Raw genomic sequence first — 13836 nt, 5'->3', positions numbered from 1 at the left:
CGGACGAAGTATTTGCACTGCTAGCGCAAGTATCGTGTCAGGGCGTGGCACGATGGTCCACACCCGGCCCGTCGGATCACACACGGTCATCTGGCGGACACAGCCGGTTGCCCTTCAGGTGGTTGTGCGACGATCGGCGGGCAAAACGTCGAACGACCGTCCACCGGTCTGTCCGCGCACGGCCGCGGACAGTGACCGGGGAGGGCACACACCCCGTTACCCCCTTGGAGAGCACGATGTCCCTCTCCCCGTCCCGGGTCTTCGCAGAGCTGAATGCGGCTCGACCCCCTGACCAGCCGTCCCCGACGATGGGCACGGCCGTCGTGGTCGGCGGCAGTGTCGCCGGTCTACTGGCCGCCCGGGTGCTGTCCGACCACGCCGACACCGTCGTCATCATCGACCGGGACGACCCGCAGGTGACCGGCGCGCGGCCCGGCGTACCCCAGGGGACGCAGCTGCACGCGCTGCTGCCCGGCGGCCTCTTCCAGCTGGAGCGGCTGTTTCCCGGATTCCGCGACGAGGCACTGGCGCGCGGAGCGGTCGAGGCGCCGCCCGCGGCCCGGCGCAACTACCTCGACGGGCGTCCGAAGGTCGTCGTCCCCGACGACGCCGACAGTCTGGCGGGCAGTCGGCCGCTGCTGGAGGGCCTGATCCGCCAGCAGGTGCTCCGACTGCCCAACGTCAAGACGATCACCGCCCGCGCCACCGGCCTCGTGTTCGACGGCACCGCGGTCACCGGGGTCCACTGCGAGGTCGGTGGGGTGCTCGGTGTCGAACGCGCTGACCTCGTGGTGGACGCCATGGGGCGGTCGAGCCGACTGTCGGACTGGCTGGAGCAGGCCGACTGGGACCGGCCGGTCACCCGGCGGATGACAGTGCACCTCAACTACGCGACAGCCCTGTTCCGCCGCCCGGAGGTCACCCCGGCCTCGACCGTCGTCCTGGCCCTGAACACGCCGAGGACGGCGATGGACGTGGCCGGGGCCGCGTTCTTCGCCATCGAGGACGGTCGGTGGATGGCCATGATGGCCGGTTACGGCAACGACCGCCCGGGGCGCACCGCTGACGACTTCGTCCGCCGCCTGCGCGAGCAGTTCCCACCGGAGTTCGCCGAGGTCGCCGACCAGGAGATGATCGGCGACGTCCAGACCTACCACCACGCCGACAGCCGGCGACGGGACTTCCACGCGCTCAAGCGGTTCCCGGCCGGGCTGATCAGCATCGGTGACGCCGTCGCGTCGTTCAACCCGGTGTACGGGCAGGGCATGACGGCGGCGGCCCTGCACGCGGCCTGCCTGTCGACGTACCTCCGGTCCGGCCCGGATCTGCGGGAGCCCGCGCGCCACTACCTCGCGCTCCAGAAGGTAGTGGTCGACGCCGCCTGGTCGCTCTCCACCTCGGCGGACCTGGCGTTGCCGCACGTCGACGGGCCCTACCCGCGCGGCTACCGGCTCTCCAAGTGGGCCAGTGGGCAGATCATCGCCGCGACCGTCACGGACGTGGCGACCGCGCGGCGGTTCAACGACGTGGTCTCCATGCGCGAGCATCCGCACTCGCTGGCCCGGCCCGGCGTGCTCCTGGGCGCCCTACGCGCCAACCGGCGCGAACGCTGAGCGAGTGACCTGGCGGCCTCGCCTGCGAGGCCGCCAGGAACGCGCCCTAGCGGGGGAGCTTGCGGAGGATGTCGACCACGAAACGGTGGTCGTCCAGCTGCGGCAGCCCGGAGACACCGACCCAGCCCACCACACCGGTGCCGCGCACGCGCAACGGCACCGCGCCCCCGGCCGCCGCGTACCGCGAGGCCGGCAGGCCGAACCGCTCGGCCAGCGTCACCTGCTTGTCCTGGCACAGCCGGGCCATGTAGAGCGAGGAGTGCTCGAAGCGCATCACCACCCGCCCCTTGCGGCGCAGCCACGCGTCGTTGTCCGCCGTCGACCCCGGCAGGCCACAGTGGAACAGCTGCCGTCCGGCCCGCCACACGCCCACCGAGACCGGCAGCCGCTGCTCGGTCGCGGCGGTGACGGCGAGCATCCCCAGCTCGTACGCGTCGGTCTCGGACAGGCCCGCGAGCTCCAGCTCGTTCTCCTCGCGCAGCAGCTCGTCCAGCGTCGGCCACTGTTCACGGTCAGCTGACATGTTCTTCTCCTCTATGGTGCGTCGTGCGGGGCGATCACCAGGCGCAGGGCGCGTAGTCCTTCAGGAAACAGCCGTACAGGTCCTCGCCCTGCTCGCCGCGGACGATCGGGTCGTACACCCGGGCCGCCCCGTCGACCAGGTCCAGTGGGGCGTGGAAGCCCTCGTCGGCCAGCCGCATCTTCGTCGGGTGGGGGCGTTCGTCGGTGATCCAGCCGGTGTCGACGCTGGTCATCAGGATGCCGTCGGTCAACATCTCCTCGGCGCTGGTGCGGGTCAGCATGTTCAGCGCCGCCTTGGCCATGTTGGTGTGCGGGTGCCCCGGCCCCTTGTAACCGCGGCCGAACTGGCCCTCCATCGCCGACACGTTCACCACGTACTTGCGGCGGGCCGACGCGGCGGCCATCACCGGCCGCAGTCGGCTGACCAGCACGAACGGCGCGGTGACGTTGCACAGCTGCACTTCGAGCAGCTCGACCGGGTCCACCTCCTGCACCCGCTGGACCCAGCTGTTTACCGAGTCGAGGTCGGGCACGAGACCGCCGGCGTCGATGGCAGTGGACGCCGCGATCCGTTCCGGCGAGGCCGAGCCGCTGGTCAGTGCCAGCGCGGTGAGCGCGTGCGGGGTGAGCGCCGTCGACTGCGGCCCGGCAGTCAGGCTGCCCACCGGGCCGCCCTGGCCGTCCGGCTTGGCGAAGGTGATCAGCTCCGGCAGCGGGCCGTCCGGCAGGGCCGCGGCCTCGGCGGCGATGAGCTGCGCGTACGCCCCGGGGGACCGGCGGACGGTCTGCGCCGCGTTGTTGATCAGAATGTCGAGGGGGCCCTGGCTGCTGACGTCGTCGGCGAGGGCGATCACCTGGGCGGGATCGCGCAGGTCGATCCCGACGATCCGCAGCCGGTGCAGCCAGTCCGCGCTGTCGGGCATCGCGGCGAAGCGGCGAACCGCGTCGTGCGGGAACCGCGTCGTCACCGTCGTGTGCGCGCCGTCGCGCAGCAGGCGCAGCGCGATGTACATGCCGATCTTGGCCCGGCCGCCGGTGAGCAGCGCACGCCGGCCGGTCAGGTCGGTGCGGGCGTCGCGGCGCTCCCGGTTCAGCGCGGCGCAGGACGGGCAGAGCTGGTGGTAGAAGGCGTCCACCTCGCGGTAGCGCTGCTTGCAGACGTAGCAGCCGCGCGGATTGTGCAGGAAGCCCGCCGTCTCGCCCGCGACGGAGGACGCGAGCGGAATGCCCTGCGTCTCGTCGTCGATCCGCCCCGGAGCGCCGGTGGCGGTGGCCTCCGTCACCGCGCGGTCGGCGGCGAGGATGGCGTCCCGCCGCTCCTCCCGCCGCCGCTGCTTGATCACCTTGTAGAGCCGGGCGGTGGCCCGCTGCACCTGCACCACGTCGGGGTGGTCGGAGGGCAGCGCCTCCAACGCCTCGAAGACGCTGAGGCAGGCCTCCAGCCGGCTTCGGTCAATACCCTCTTGACCGTTTTCGGTAATGTTGTCCACCGTCATGCGTCGTTGTCTCGTCCCGTATCCCGTGCCGGCTCCAGCCGACCCGCCCCAAGTCCGACCCGAAACGGTACGCGCCTCACGGTCTCCGACGCACCTCGCGGCCTCCCGGCGTGGTGCGCCTCGCGGCGCTGTCAGTCGGCGTCGGCGTGGCCGAGACGCCAGTAGCCCATGAAGGCCACCGCCCGCCGGTCCAGACCCCGCTCGGCGACCAGGTGCCGGCGCAGGTTACGGATGACACCGGCCTCCCCGGCCAGCCACGCGTAGAGCGGCGCCGAGGCCACCTGCTCGGGCACCTCCCACAGGATCTCGGTGTCCACGTCGACGTCCGGCACGGGCTGGGCGGCCGTCGACACGCCGGGGGCCAGCAGCTCTCCGGCCGCCGCGACGACGGCGGGCACCAGCCGGCTGCCGTACCCGTCGGCGCCCCGGGCCAGCCAGCGAACCTCGACGCCAGGCGGCGCGAGCAGCGGCAGCACGTCGGCGGCGTCGGGCACCTCCAGCACGACAGTGCCCCGGGCGTCGAGGGGGAGCCGCTCGCAGATGCTGCTGATCGCCGGCACGGCGGTCTCGTCCCCGGCCAGTAACAGCGTGCCGCCGGTGGGCTGTCGAAACTCGACTCCGCCGTGGTTGCCGTCGAAGCCGGCATCCGGCCCGACCAGGGCGATCTCGTCGCCGACGCTGGCCCGCCGAGCCCAGCGCGTCGCCGGGCCACTGTCGCCGTGCAGCACCAGGTCGACGTCCACCTCGGCCAGGTGGGGGCGGACCGCCCGCACCGTGTAGGTGCGTATCGGGTTGCGCAGGTGCTCGGGCAGGGCCCGCCACGTCGCGTACCAGTCCGCGCCGTCCGGCAGGGTCGCCCGGTCCTGACCGGGCAGCGGCAGCGCCAGCTTGATCCGCTGGTCGTAGCCGTTGTCGGCGAAGCGGTCCAGGTTCGCCCCGGTGAAGGTCACCCGGGTGAAGGAAGGGCTCAGGCGGCGTACCGCCCGGACGGTGACGGCGAACACGCGCCACGGGGCGATGGGCAGGGTCTCGGTCATGGTGCCTCTCTCGACTCGGGCGGCGCTACCGGGTGGTGCTCGCCACGGCGCGGGAGCGCCACAGCAGCCAGACGAAGTACGGGGTGCCGATCATGGCGGTGACCAGGCCGGCGGGGATCTGGGCCGGCGCGATGACCGTCCGACCGAAGGTGTCGGCGATGCTGACCAGCGCAGCGCCGAGCAGGGCGGCCACCGGAAGTACCCGGGAGTGCCGGCCGCCGACGAGCGCCCGCGCGGCGTGCGGGGCGACCAGACCGACGAAACCGATGACCCCGACGGCCGAGACGGCGGTGGAGGTGAGCAGCGCCGCCGCGCCGAGCGCGATCAACCGGGTGCGTTCCAGCCGGACGCCCAGCACCCGGGGGGTGTCGTCGTCCAGCGCCATCAGGTCGAGCTCCCGGCGGGCGGCGACCACGGCCGGAGTGAGCACCAGCAGGGCGATCAGCACCGGCAGCACCTGGGTGGGCATCCGACCGTAGGTGGAGCCGGACAGCCAGGTCAACGCCTTCCCGGTGTTCCACGGGTCGAAGGCCACGACCAGGTAGGTGATGACCGCCATGCCGCCCTGCCAGGCGCCGAAACCGATCAGCACCAGTCGGTCGGAGCTCAGTCCGCCGCGCCAGGCCAGGCCGTAGACCAGGGCGAACGCCAGCATCGCGCCGAGCCCGGCGACGCCGGAGACGGCCCACACCCCGGCCAGCGGCACGAAGGTGAGCAGGGAGACCGCGCCGAGCCCGGCGCCGGCGGTGATGCCGAGGATGCCGGGTTCGGCCAGCGGATTGCGGCAGACCGCCTGCACTGTGGTGCCGGCGACCGCGAGCGCCGCGCCGGCCAGGACCGCCGCGGCGACGCGCGGCCACCGCTGGTCCAGCACAAAGGTGTACGCGGGCCCGGTGGTGCCGTTGACCCAGTTGACGACGTCGCCCAGCAGCACCCAGGTGTCACCGGCGAGCATGCCGACCGCCACGGCGCAGACGGTCAGGACGGCGGTGACGGCGACGACGCCGCGGTGGAAGGCGGCGGAGCGGACGGCGGCGTGCCCGCCGGGCGGACGACGGGTGGGGCCGGCGTCGCGGTGCCGGCGGGCCAGCCAGATGAGGATCGCCGCGCCGAACAGGGTGGTGACCACTCCGGTGGGGATGTCGACACCGGCCTGCCCGCCCATCACGGCCCGCAGCAGCACGTCGGAGCCGAGCACGATGATGACCCCGGCGATGCCGGACAACGGCAGCAGGACGCGGTGCCGGTGCACCCCCGGCACCACCGGGGCGAGCAGCCGAACGATCACCGGTGCGCACAGGCCGACGAAGCCGACCGGGCCGGTGAGGGTGACGGCCGCGGCGGAGAGCAGCACGGCCAGCACCATGACGGTGAGCCGGGTGCGCCGCACGTCGAGGCCGAGCACCGTGGCGGTGTCGTCGCCGAGGGCGAGGATGTCGAGGCGGTGCCCGAGCAGCACGAGCACGATGGCGGCGCCGACGATCACCGGAGCGAGTTGGGTCAGCGCGGTCAGGTCGCTCTGCACCAGCGAGCCGTTCCCCCAGGCGAACAGCCCGATGGTGGCCTGCTCGAACAGGAGCAGCAGCAGTGTGGTCACCGACCCGAGCGCCAGCGCGGTCGCCGAGCCGGCGAGGATCAGCCGGGTGGTGCCGGCCTGCCCACCGGAGGACATCGCCATCACCAGGCCGGCGGCGGCCAGTCCGCCGCAGAAGGCGAGGCCGCCGGCCGGCAGCGCGGGCAGCGACACGCCGAACGCGGCGACGGCGACGATCGCCAGGTGGGCGCCCGCGTTGACAGCGAGGGTGTCGGGGGAGGCGAGCGGGTTGCGGGCGATCGACTGCAACGCCGCCCCGGCGAACCCGAGCGCCACGCCGATGGCGAGCCCGGCGAGCAGCCGGGGCAGCCGGGACGCGATCAGGACGCGGGCTGCCTCGTCGTCGGCGCCGGTCGCGAGCCGCAGCAGGTCGAGGGCGCCGACGTTCGAGGTGCCCTGGGTGAGGTGCACCGCGCCGACCACGAGCAGCAGCAGGATCGCGGCGACGAAGACGACGGCGATGCGGGGCACGGCCGGGCTTCCGCCCGGAGCCGGCCGGGTGGCCGGCTCCGGGCGCGGGGGTGCGTTCAGCACGCTCACACCGTGTACGTCTTGACGAGTTCGTCGATGTACTGCTTACCGGAGAGCGGACCGCCGAAGGTCCAGATGCCGTTGGGCATCTTGTGCAGGTTGCCCTTCTGCACGAAGGGCAGCGACTTCCAGATGGCGTTGCCGGCGAGACCGTCGGCGAACACGTCGTCGCCGTCGGAGGCGTTGTAGAAGAGGTGCGTGTTCGGGTCCTTGAGGACCGTCATGCCCTCGACGTCGGTCTGGCCCAGGCCCCACACCTCATCGGTCTTGCCGGTCCAGGCGTTGGTGAGGCCGAGTTGGATGCCGATCTGGGAGACCAGCGCGCCAGTGCCGAACATCCGGATGCTGACGGTGCTGCCCTCCTTCCAGCCGTCGGCGATGGCGAACGGTCGGCCGGCGGCACCCGCGTCGGCGATCTTCTTCTTGCCGTCGGCGATGGCCGCGTCGAAGTCGGCGAGCAGCTTCTCCGCCTCGGTGGTCTTGCCGACCGCCTTCGCGATCATGTTGAGGTCGGTGCGCATCCGGCCGAGGTTGTCGGTGGCGTCACTGCCCTTGGCGACCACCACTGGTACGAACTTCTCCAGCTGACTGACGATGGTGGCGCCCCGGTCGTCCTCCATCACGACGAGGTCGGGCTGGAGGGCGACGATCGCGTCGACGCTGGGCTCCCCGCGGACCCCGACGTCCTTGACGCCCGGGTCGAGCTTCGCGGAGGTGACCCAGGTGCCGTAGCCCTTGGGGTCGGCGACACCGACGGGCATGACGCCCAGGCTGACCAGCAGCTCGACCTCGCCCCACTCAAGCCCGACGACCTTGGTCGCCGGCGCCTTGAGGGTGATCTCCTTGCCCCTGCTGTCGGTGACGGTGACCGGGCCGCCGGACGCCGAGGCGGAGGTGTCGGGGGCTGCGGCGTTCTCGGTGGTGCCGCAGGCGCCGAGCGTCAGCGCGGCCACGACGGCGATGAGGGCGGTGAAACGGGTACGGGTCATGACGGTCTTTCTCTGCTGTGGATGGGGGTGCTCAGACCAGGGCGCGGATCTGGTGCCGCCCGACCGGGCGGGTGGTGACCAGTCCACTGACCGGATCGGTGGTCACCTCGATGCGGATCCCGTAGGTCTCGGTGAGGGCGTTCTCGGTGAACACCGTTGCCGGGGTGCCGGTGGCGCGGACCCGGCCCTGCTGCAACAGGACCACCTCGTCCGCCACGGCGGCTGCCTGGTTGAGGTCGTGCAGCACGACGCCGACGGCGACGCCGTGATCGTCCGCGAGGTCACGGACCAGGTCGAGGATCTCCACCTGGTAGCGCAGGTCGAGGAATGTGGTGGGTTCGTCGAGGAGTAGAACCGGGGTGTCCTGGGCGAGGCAGGTGGCCAACCAGACCCGCTGCAACTCGCCTCCGGAGAGTTCGTCGACGGGACGGTCGGCCATCGTGGCGACGCCGGTGACGTCCATGGCGCGTGCGATGGCGGCGGGACCGTCCGGGTCCTCGGTGCGCCAGCGCCCCCGGTAGGGGTGGCGGCCGTAGCCGACGACGTCGTGGACGGTGACGCCGCTGGGCACCGGCCGGCTCTGGGCGAGCAGGGTGACCCGCCGGGCGAAATCCCGGGCCGCGAGGCTGGCGGCCGTGACGCCGTCGGCGAGGTGCACGATTCCGGCCTCGATCGGATGCAGCCGGGCCAGGGCCCGCAGCAGTGTGGACTTGCCGCTGCCGTTGGGCCCCACCAGTGCGGTGACGGCGCCCGCGCGGAGGTTGATCTCGGCACCGTGCACCACCGGCACACCGTGATAGCCCAGACGGAGGTCGACGCCGGACAGGCTGCGCTCCCCGTTGACCGACGCCAACTCGCTCTGCATGAGGTTAGGCTAACCTAACCAGATGACGGCCTGTCAAGCCGGTCACGGGGCGGCGACCGGCCTAGCGGACCGGTGGTCGTCGGGCCCGTGCGCGCGTGGGGGATGCTGGGTCCGTGCAGATCGCGACCCTCGGCCCACTCGCCGTCGACGGCCAGCCCGTTCGGGGTGAACGGCTCGCGGCGGTGCTCCGCGCGCTCGTCGACGCGCGGGGCCGGGCGGTCTCCGTGAGCCTGCTCGTGGACGCCGTCTGGGACGGCGCGCCACCCGACGACGCGACCGGCGCCGTCCAGGCCCTCGTGTCCCGGGTACGCCGTCTCGGGCTGCCCGTGGTCGCGGTGCCGGGCGGATACCGGCTGCCCGCCGAGGAGATCACCGTCGACGCGGTCGAGGCGCGCGCGCTCGTCGACCAGGCAGGCGCCACGCTCCGATGCGGTGACGTCAATGCCGCCCGCGGCCTGGCCGATCAGGCGCGGGCCCTGTTCCCCGAGGTGCCGGAGCTGGTCAGCGCCGAGGACAGCCGCCTGTTCGCGGAGGTCGCCGCGCTGCGCGCGCAGGCGGCACTCGCCGGCGTGGGCCCGTTCGACGAGGTCGACCTGGGCCGACTCGTCGCGAAGACACCGCCGGACGAGCCGTCCGCCGCCCTGCTCGTCCGGGTGCTCGCCGCGCAGGGACGGGAGGCGGAGGCGCTGGAGGTGGTCGAGCGGCTGCGCGCCGAGCTGGCCGAGCGCTACGGCACCGACCCGTCGCCCGTGATCACGAGCGTCCACCTGGCGTTGCTGCGCGGTGAACTCACCGCACCGCCCGTCGCGGCGCCGCCCCGGCAACAGGCGCGGATCACGCTGCCCGCCGCGTGGCGCCGCCCCATGGCCGCCCTCGTCGGGCGGGAGCGGGACGTCAAGGCCGTCACCGACGCGCTCGCCGAGACACCCGTCGTGACGATCGTGGCGACCGGCGGGGCGGGCAAGACCCGGCTCGCCGCCGAGGTGGCCAGGCGTACGGCAGCGGGTGGGCGGGCGGTACGCGTGATCGAACTCGCTGGCCTGCGCTCGCCCGACGAGGTGCTGCCCACTGTGCTCGGGGCGCTCGGCGGCGCGGACACCACGGCGACCGGAGGCAACCTGGGTCTGGAACGGCGGGTCCTCAGCCCCGAGGAGCGGCTGCGGGCCGTGGCGCCGGACCTCGACGGTCTGGTGGTGCTGGACAACTGCGAGCACGTGCTCGACGCGGTGGCCGTCGTCGTCGCGGACCTGGTCGCGGCGGCCTCGCCGGAGGTCGCGGTGCTCGCGACGAGCCGCGCCCCACTGGGCCTGGTCGGCGAGCTGGTGCACCGGCTGACCGCGTTGCCGGACGCCGACGCGCTCGCGCTGGTCGAGTCCCGGGCACAAGCCGGTGGCGCCGTGCCGACCTGGGACACCGAGCGGGCGCTCGCCCTGTGCCACCGACTCGACAACCTGCCGTTGGCGCTCGAACTGGCCGCCGCGCGACTGCGGCACATGCCGATCGACGACGTACTCGCCGGGCTGACCGACCGGTTCGCGCTGCTCGACGACGCCCTGCGCGGCCTGCCTGAGCGGCACGCGAGCCTGTGGGCGCTTGTCGACTGGAGCAGGGAACTGCTCGCCGAGGCCGACCGGGACCTGCTCCAGCGGGTCGCGGTCATTCCCGCGCCGTTTACAGCGGACCTCGCCGCCGCCGTCGCGCAGGCCTCGGACGTGCGTCGCGGCCTGGCGACCCTCGTCGAACAATCCCTGTTGTCCCTGGTCGAGGGGGACGGCCCGCCGCGCTACCGCATGCTCGAAACGGTCCGTGAGTACGGCGAGGCCCGGCTGGACGCGGCCGGCGCCCGGGACCAGGCCATGGCCGGCCTGGTCAGGTGGGCGCGGAAGCAGGCCGTCGTGCTGGCCGCCCACTTCATCGGCCCCGGCCAGGTCGAGGCGCTGCACCGTTGCGCCGCCGAGCAGGACAACCTGGTCGCGGGCCTGCGATGGGCAATGGCAGCGGACGACGAGCCCGCCGCCGTCGACGTCGCCACCGCCCTGTTCCACCTCTGGTCGGTGCGGGGCCTGCACCTGGAGGTCCTCGCCTGGGCGCGCGGGCTGCTGCACATCGACGACCCGCAGCGGCGGCTGCGGTCGACGATCCTGCGCGGCGCGGCCAGCGGCCGGCCACTTCCCAACGCCGAACGGCTGGCCTGGACGTGCGTGGTGATCAGCGTGAACGCCGGCGTCAGCGCCGACCTGCGGCCCGCCGTGCTCGCCCGGCGGGCGCTGCGGACGCTCCTGACCGAACGTCCCGCCGAGGTGTCGTCCCGGCTGACCGCTATCGCGTCGGCACTGCCCGGCTTCGACGCCGCCGACGTGGAGCAGAGCCTGAAGAGCGCGACCGAGATGGTCGCGCACCCAGACCCGTACGTGCAGGGGCTGGGGCTCTTCGCGCGCGCGGCGGTACGGGAGAACGGCGGCCTGCCGGAAGCGTCGATCAGCGACGCCGAGCAGGCTTACCACCGCTTCGAGGCCGCCGGCGACCACTGGGGCATGGCGATGGCGGCGGGTGCGGTCGGGCAGTTCCTGGTCCCGGGCGGAGACGCCCGGTCGGCCGAGTGGCTGACCCGCAGTGTCCGGCACATGGAGTTGGTCGGCGCCACGCAGGACGCCCGGTCGATCCGGGTACGGCTGGACGTGCAACTGGCCCTGACCGGCGACGCGGAGGCGGAGCGGCGACTGGGCGAGACGGCCGCCCTGGGCCAGGCCGAGCAGATCGACGCCGCGCAGGCGCTGCTCGGCCTGGCGCACCTCGCCTGGCAGCGTGAGCGGTACGACGAGGCGCTCGCCCACGCCGACGAGGTGACGCGCGTCCTCGCCGGCTGGGTCGGGCCGCAGCCACAGCCGCGCGTGATGCTCCGAGCCACGGCGGCGATCATCTACCTGCGGGTGGCCCAGGTTGGGCGGGTGTCGGGCACCGACGCCACCATCCAGGCGGCCGCGATGCTGTCGCTCGCCCGCGAGGACGCGCTGACCTCACGGGACCTGCCGGTGATCGGGGCGTGGGCGTCGGGCGGCGCGGAGTTCGCGGCGTACCGGGGTGACGTCGAGGCCGCCCGCGAACTGGCCGTACTCGCGAAGCGGATCGGCACCCAGATCGAGATGTTCTTCCCCTTTGAAAACGGCGAACGGCTCAACGCCATCCTCGGGAACGAGGAGCAGCGTGAGCCGTTGCTGGCCGCGTGGCGCGAGCGGCCACCCGCCGCGGCCGTCAGCCGGATCCGCGAGCTGATGGACGACCTGCTCGCGTAGGTCAGATCTTCTTGCGGTACGCCCGCAGCGCCAGTGGCATGAACACCGCAACGAAGCCGGCGCACCAGGCGAGCGTCCACCACACGTGGTTGCCCAGCGGGGTGCCGAGGAACAGCCCGCGTACCGACGCCACCAGGTGGGTCATCGGGTTGACGTCCACGAACGCCTGCATCCAGCCCGGCAGGGTGTCGGCGCCGACGAACACGTTGGACGCGAAGCTCAGCGGCATGATCAACGCGAACATCACCCCCTGCACGGCGCCCGCGGTCCGCACCTTCATCGACACCAGCACCGGCAGCCAGCTCAGGCAGAGCGCGAACAGCACAGCGAGCAGACACCCGGCGATCGCCCGGAACAGGTCGGTGTCGATCCGGAAACCCATCACGTAGCCGATCGCGAGGGTCGACACGGTGACGATGACGTACCGGACGACATCGCCGAGGACCGCGCCGACCAGAGGTGCGGAGCGGGGGATCGGCAATGACCGGAACCTGTCGAAGATGCCCTTGGCGATGTCGGTGTTGAGGTTGACGCCGATCGCGATGGCACCGGTCGCGATCGTCTGCGCCAGAATGCCGGGGAGCAGGAACTGAAGGTAGTCGTGGGTCGATCCGGCGACGGCGCCGCCGAAGACGTACACGAAGATGATGAGGAACAGCACCGGTTGCAGGGTGACGTCGATGAGCGCCTCGGGCGTACGCCAGGTCTTGATGAGGCTGCGCTTGGCGAGCGCCAACGAGTGCCGCACCAGCCGGAACGGCCGAGGATTCGGCGCGGTTGTCGAGAGCGCCCGGCTTCTCGTGGGCGCGGTGTCGGTCAGAGTGCTCATGCCGCGACCTCCGTGGGGCGGGTGGTGTCGTCTTCTGATGCCGTACGCCCGGTGAGGGTGAAGAACACCTCGTCGAGGCTCGGCAGGTGCAGGGAGAGTTCGGTGACCGCGATGCCGGCCGTGGCGAACCGCGCGACGCTCTCGGTCAGGGCCGCGTCGTCGGTGACCGGCACCGCGAGCACGCCCTTGCGGATCTCGTCGGCCTGCGCGCCGGAGCCGACCTGGGTCAGGATGTCCGCGGTGCGGGGCAGCTGAGCCGGATCGGACGGCCGGACCTCCAGGGTCTGCCCGCCGACCACCCGCTTGAGCCCTTCGGGGGTGTCGTGCGCGATGACCCGGCCGTGGTCGATCACCGTGATCGCGTCGGCGAGCGCGTCGGCCTCCTCCAGGTACTGGGTGGTCAGCAGCACCGTCGAACCGTTGTTGACAAGCGTTCGGACCACGTCCCACATGTCCTCGCGCTTGGCCGGGTCGAGCCCGGTCGTCGGCTCGTCCAGGAAGATCACGTCGGGGGAGCCGACCAGGCTGGCGGCCAGGTCCAGCCGTCGCCGCATGCCCCCGGAGTAGGTCTTGGCCTGACGGTTCGCCGCATCGGTCAGGTCGAACCAGTCGAGCAGCTCGGCGGCCCGTCGCCGGGCGCCGGCGCGCCCCAGTTCCAGCAGGGTGCCGAACAGCTCCAGGTTCTGCCGCCCGGTCAGATCCTCGTCGACCGAGGCGTACTGGCCGGTGAGGCCGATACTCTGCCGAACGCGTTCGGCGTCCCGTACCACGTCGAAACCGCTGATCCGGGCGGTCCCGCCGTCCGGGGTGAGCAGTGTGGAGAGGATGCGCACGGCGGTGGTCTTGCCGGCGCCGTTGGGGCCGAGCACCCCGAGCACCGTCCCGCGGGGCACGGCGAGGTCCACGCCTTGAAGCGCCCTCGTCTTCCCAAACGTCTTCACGAGGCCCTCAGCCTCGATCACCAGGTCAGCTGTCATGCGCCCAGTCTGTGCGGGCCCGCTGACACCGCCCCGACACGGCACCGACACGGGCCGACACGGGCTGACATCGGAGCCGCCGAGGAGGCA

The 13836-nt window shown here is 72.6% G+C and carries 10 protein-coding genes; 2 read left to right on the top strand and 8 right to left on the bottom strand.

Translation table 11 applies throughout. From position 1 onward, the window contains the following. The first annotated feature begins 236 nt into the window (after positions 1-236). Entirely contained in the window at positions 237-1613 is a 1377-nt protein-coding gene (locus ABZ794_RS19965; protein ID WP_210781146.1) for an FAD-dependent oxidoreductase, read from the top strand. 46 nt (positions 1614-1659) lie between these two features. Here the strand turns inward: ABZ794_RS19965 and ABZ794_RS19960 are convergent, their stop codons facing one another. The 6 genes from ABZ794_RS19960 to ABZ794_RS19935 form a co-directional block, all read right to left on the bottom strand. Continuing rightward, positions 1660-2136, bottom strand: coding sequence for a heme-degrading domain-containing protein (locus tag ABZ794_RS19960; RefSeq protein ID WP_210781145.1), 477 nt, complete (start codon positions 2134-2136; stop codon positions 1660-1662). Between the two features lie 34 nt (positions 2137-2170). Continuing rightward, complete coding sequence (locus tag ABZ794_RS19955) at positions 2171-3631, bottom strand: SDR family oxidoreductase (protein WP_091406888.1); 1461 nt, start codon at positions 3629-3631, stop codon at positions 2171-2173. Positions 3632-3762: 131 nt separating this feature from the next. Then, complete coding sequence (locus ABZ794_RS19950) at positions 3763-4668, bottom strand: siderophore-interacting protein (RefSeq protein ID WP_238689384.1); 906 nt, start codon at positions 4666-4668, stop codon at positions 3763-3765. A gap of 25 nt (positions 4669-4693) precedes the next feature. Continuing rightward, the gene (locus tag ABZ794_RS19945; RefSeq protein ID WP_210781282.1) at positions 4694-6793 is read right to left on the bottom strand and encodes an iron ABC transporter permease; all 2100 of its coding nucleotides are present in this window, start codon (positions 6791-6793) and stop codon (positions 4694-4696) included. Positions 6794-6798: 5 nt separating this feature from the next. Continuing rightward, positions 6799-7782 (bottom strand): iron-siderophore ABC transporter substrate-binding protein, encoded by a 984-nt coding sequence (locus ABZ794_RS19940; RefSeq protein ID WP_210781143.1) that lies wholly within the window; start codon positions 7780-7782, stop codon positions 6799-6801. 31 nt (positions 7783-7813) lie between these two features. Beyond that, positions 7814-8647 carry an ABC transporter ATP-binding protein gene (locus ABZ794_RS19935; RefSeq protein WP_210781142.1) on the bottom strand — a complete coding sequence of 278 codons (834 nt, stop codon included), beginning with the start codon at positions 8645-8647 and terminating at the stop codon, positions 7814-7816. A 113-nt stretch (positions 8648-8760) separates the two neighbouring features. On the opposite strand from ABZ794_RS19935, the gene ABZ794_RS19930 reads away from it, so the two are divergent. Next, on the top strand, positions 8761-11940 hold the full coding sequence (locus ABZ794_RS19930) for a BTAD domain-containing putative transcriptional regulator (protein ID WP_210781141.1): 3180 nt from the start codon (positions 8761-8763) through the stop codon (positions 11938-11940). A gap of 1 nt (position 11941) precedes the next feature. On the opposite strand, the gene ABZ794_RS19925 is transcribed toward ABZ794_RS19930, so the two are convergent. Together ABZ794_RS19925 and ABZ794_RS19920 are read right to left on the bottom strand one after the other, a co-directional pair. Further along, positions 11942-12769: an ABC transporter permease gene (locus ABZ794_RS19925; RefSeq protein WP_210781140.1), complete on the bottom strand. Its 828-nt coding sequence runs from the start codon at positions 12767-12769 to the stop codon at positions 11942-11944. After that, complete coding sequence (locus tag ABZ794_RS19920) at positions 12766-13746, bottom strand: ATP-binding cassette domain-containing protein (RefSeq protein ID WP_238689390.1); 981 nt, start codon at positions 13744-13746, stop codon at positions 12766-12768. The genes ABZ794_RS19925 and ABZ794_RS19920 overlap by 4 nt, the downstream gene beginning before the upstream one ends. Positions 13747-13836 lie beyond the last annotated feature (90 nt).

Origin of the sequence: Micromonospora sp. NPDC047187 (assembly GCF_040643355.1) — a bacterium.
Lineage (GTDB): Bacteria > Actinomycetota > Actinomycetes > Mycobacteriales > Micromonosporaceae > Micromonospora > Micromonospora salmantinae.
Note: the sequence above shows the minus strand (reverse complement) of the source record. Positions and strands in the feature narration are given on the sequence as shown.

Coding starts and splice junctions, on each gene's coding strand:
- ABZ794_RS19925 (WP_210781140.1), bottom strand. CDS start 12,769: ATGAGCACTCTGACCGACACCGCGCCCACGAGAAGCCGGGCGCTCTCG.
- ABZ794_RS19940 (WP_210781143.1), bottom strand. CDS start 7,782: ATGACCCGTACCCGTTTCACCGCCCTCATCGCCGTCGTGGCCGCGCTG.
- ABZ794_RS19960 (WP_210781145.1), bottom strand. CDS start 2,136: ATGTCAGCTGACCGTGAACAGTGGCCGACGCTGGACGAGCTGCTGCGC.
- ABZ794_RS19920 (WP_238689390.1), bottom strand. CDS start 13,746: ATGACAGCTGACCTGGTGATCGAGGCTGAGGGCCTCGTGAAGACGTTT.
- ABZ794_RS19935 (WP_210781142.1), bottom strand. CDS start 8,647: ATGCAGAGCGAGTTGGCGTCGGTCAACGGGGAGCGCAGCCTGTCCGGC.
- ABZ794_RS19950 (WP_238689384.1), bottom strand. CDS start 4,668: ATGACCGAGACCCTGCCCATCGCCCCGTGGCGCGTGTTCGCCGTCACC.
- ABZ794_RS19955 (WP_091406888.1), bottom strand. CDS start 3,631: ATGACGGTGGACAACATTACCGAAAACGGTCAAGAGGGTATTGACCGA.
- ABZ794_RS19965 (WP_210781146.1), top strand. CDS start 237: ATGTCCCTCTCCCCGTCCCGGGTCTTCGCAGAGCTGAATGCGGCTCGA.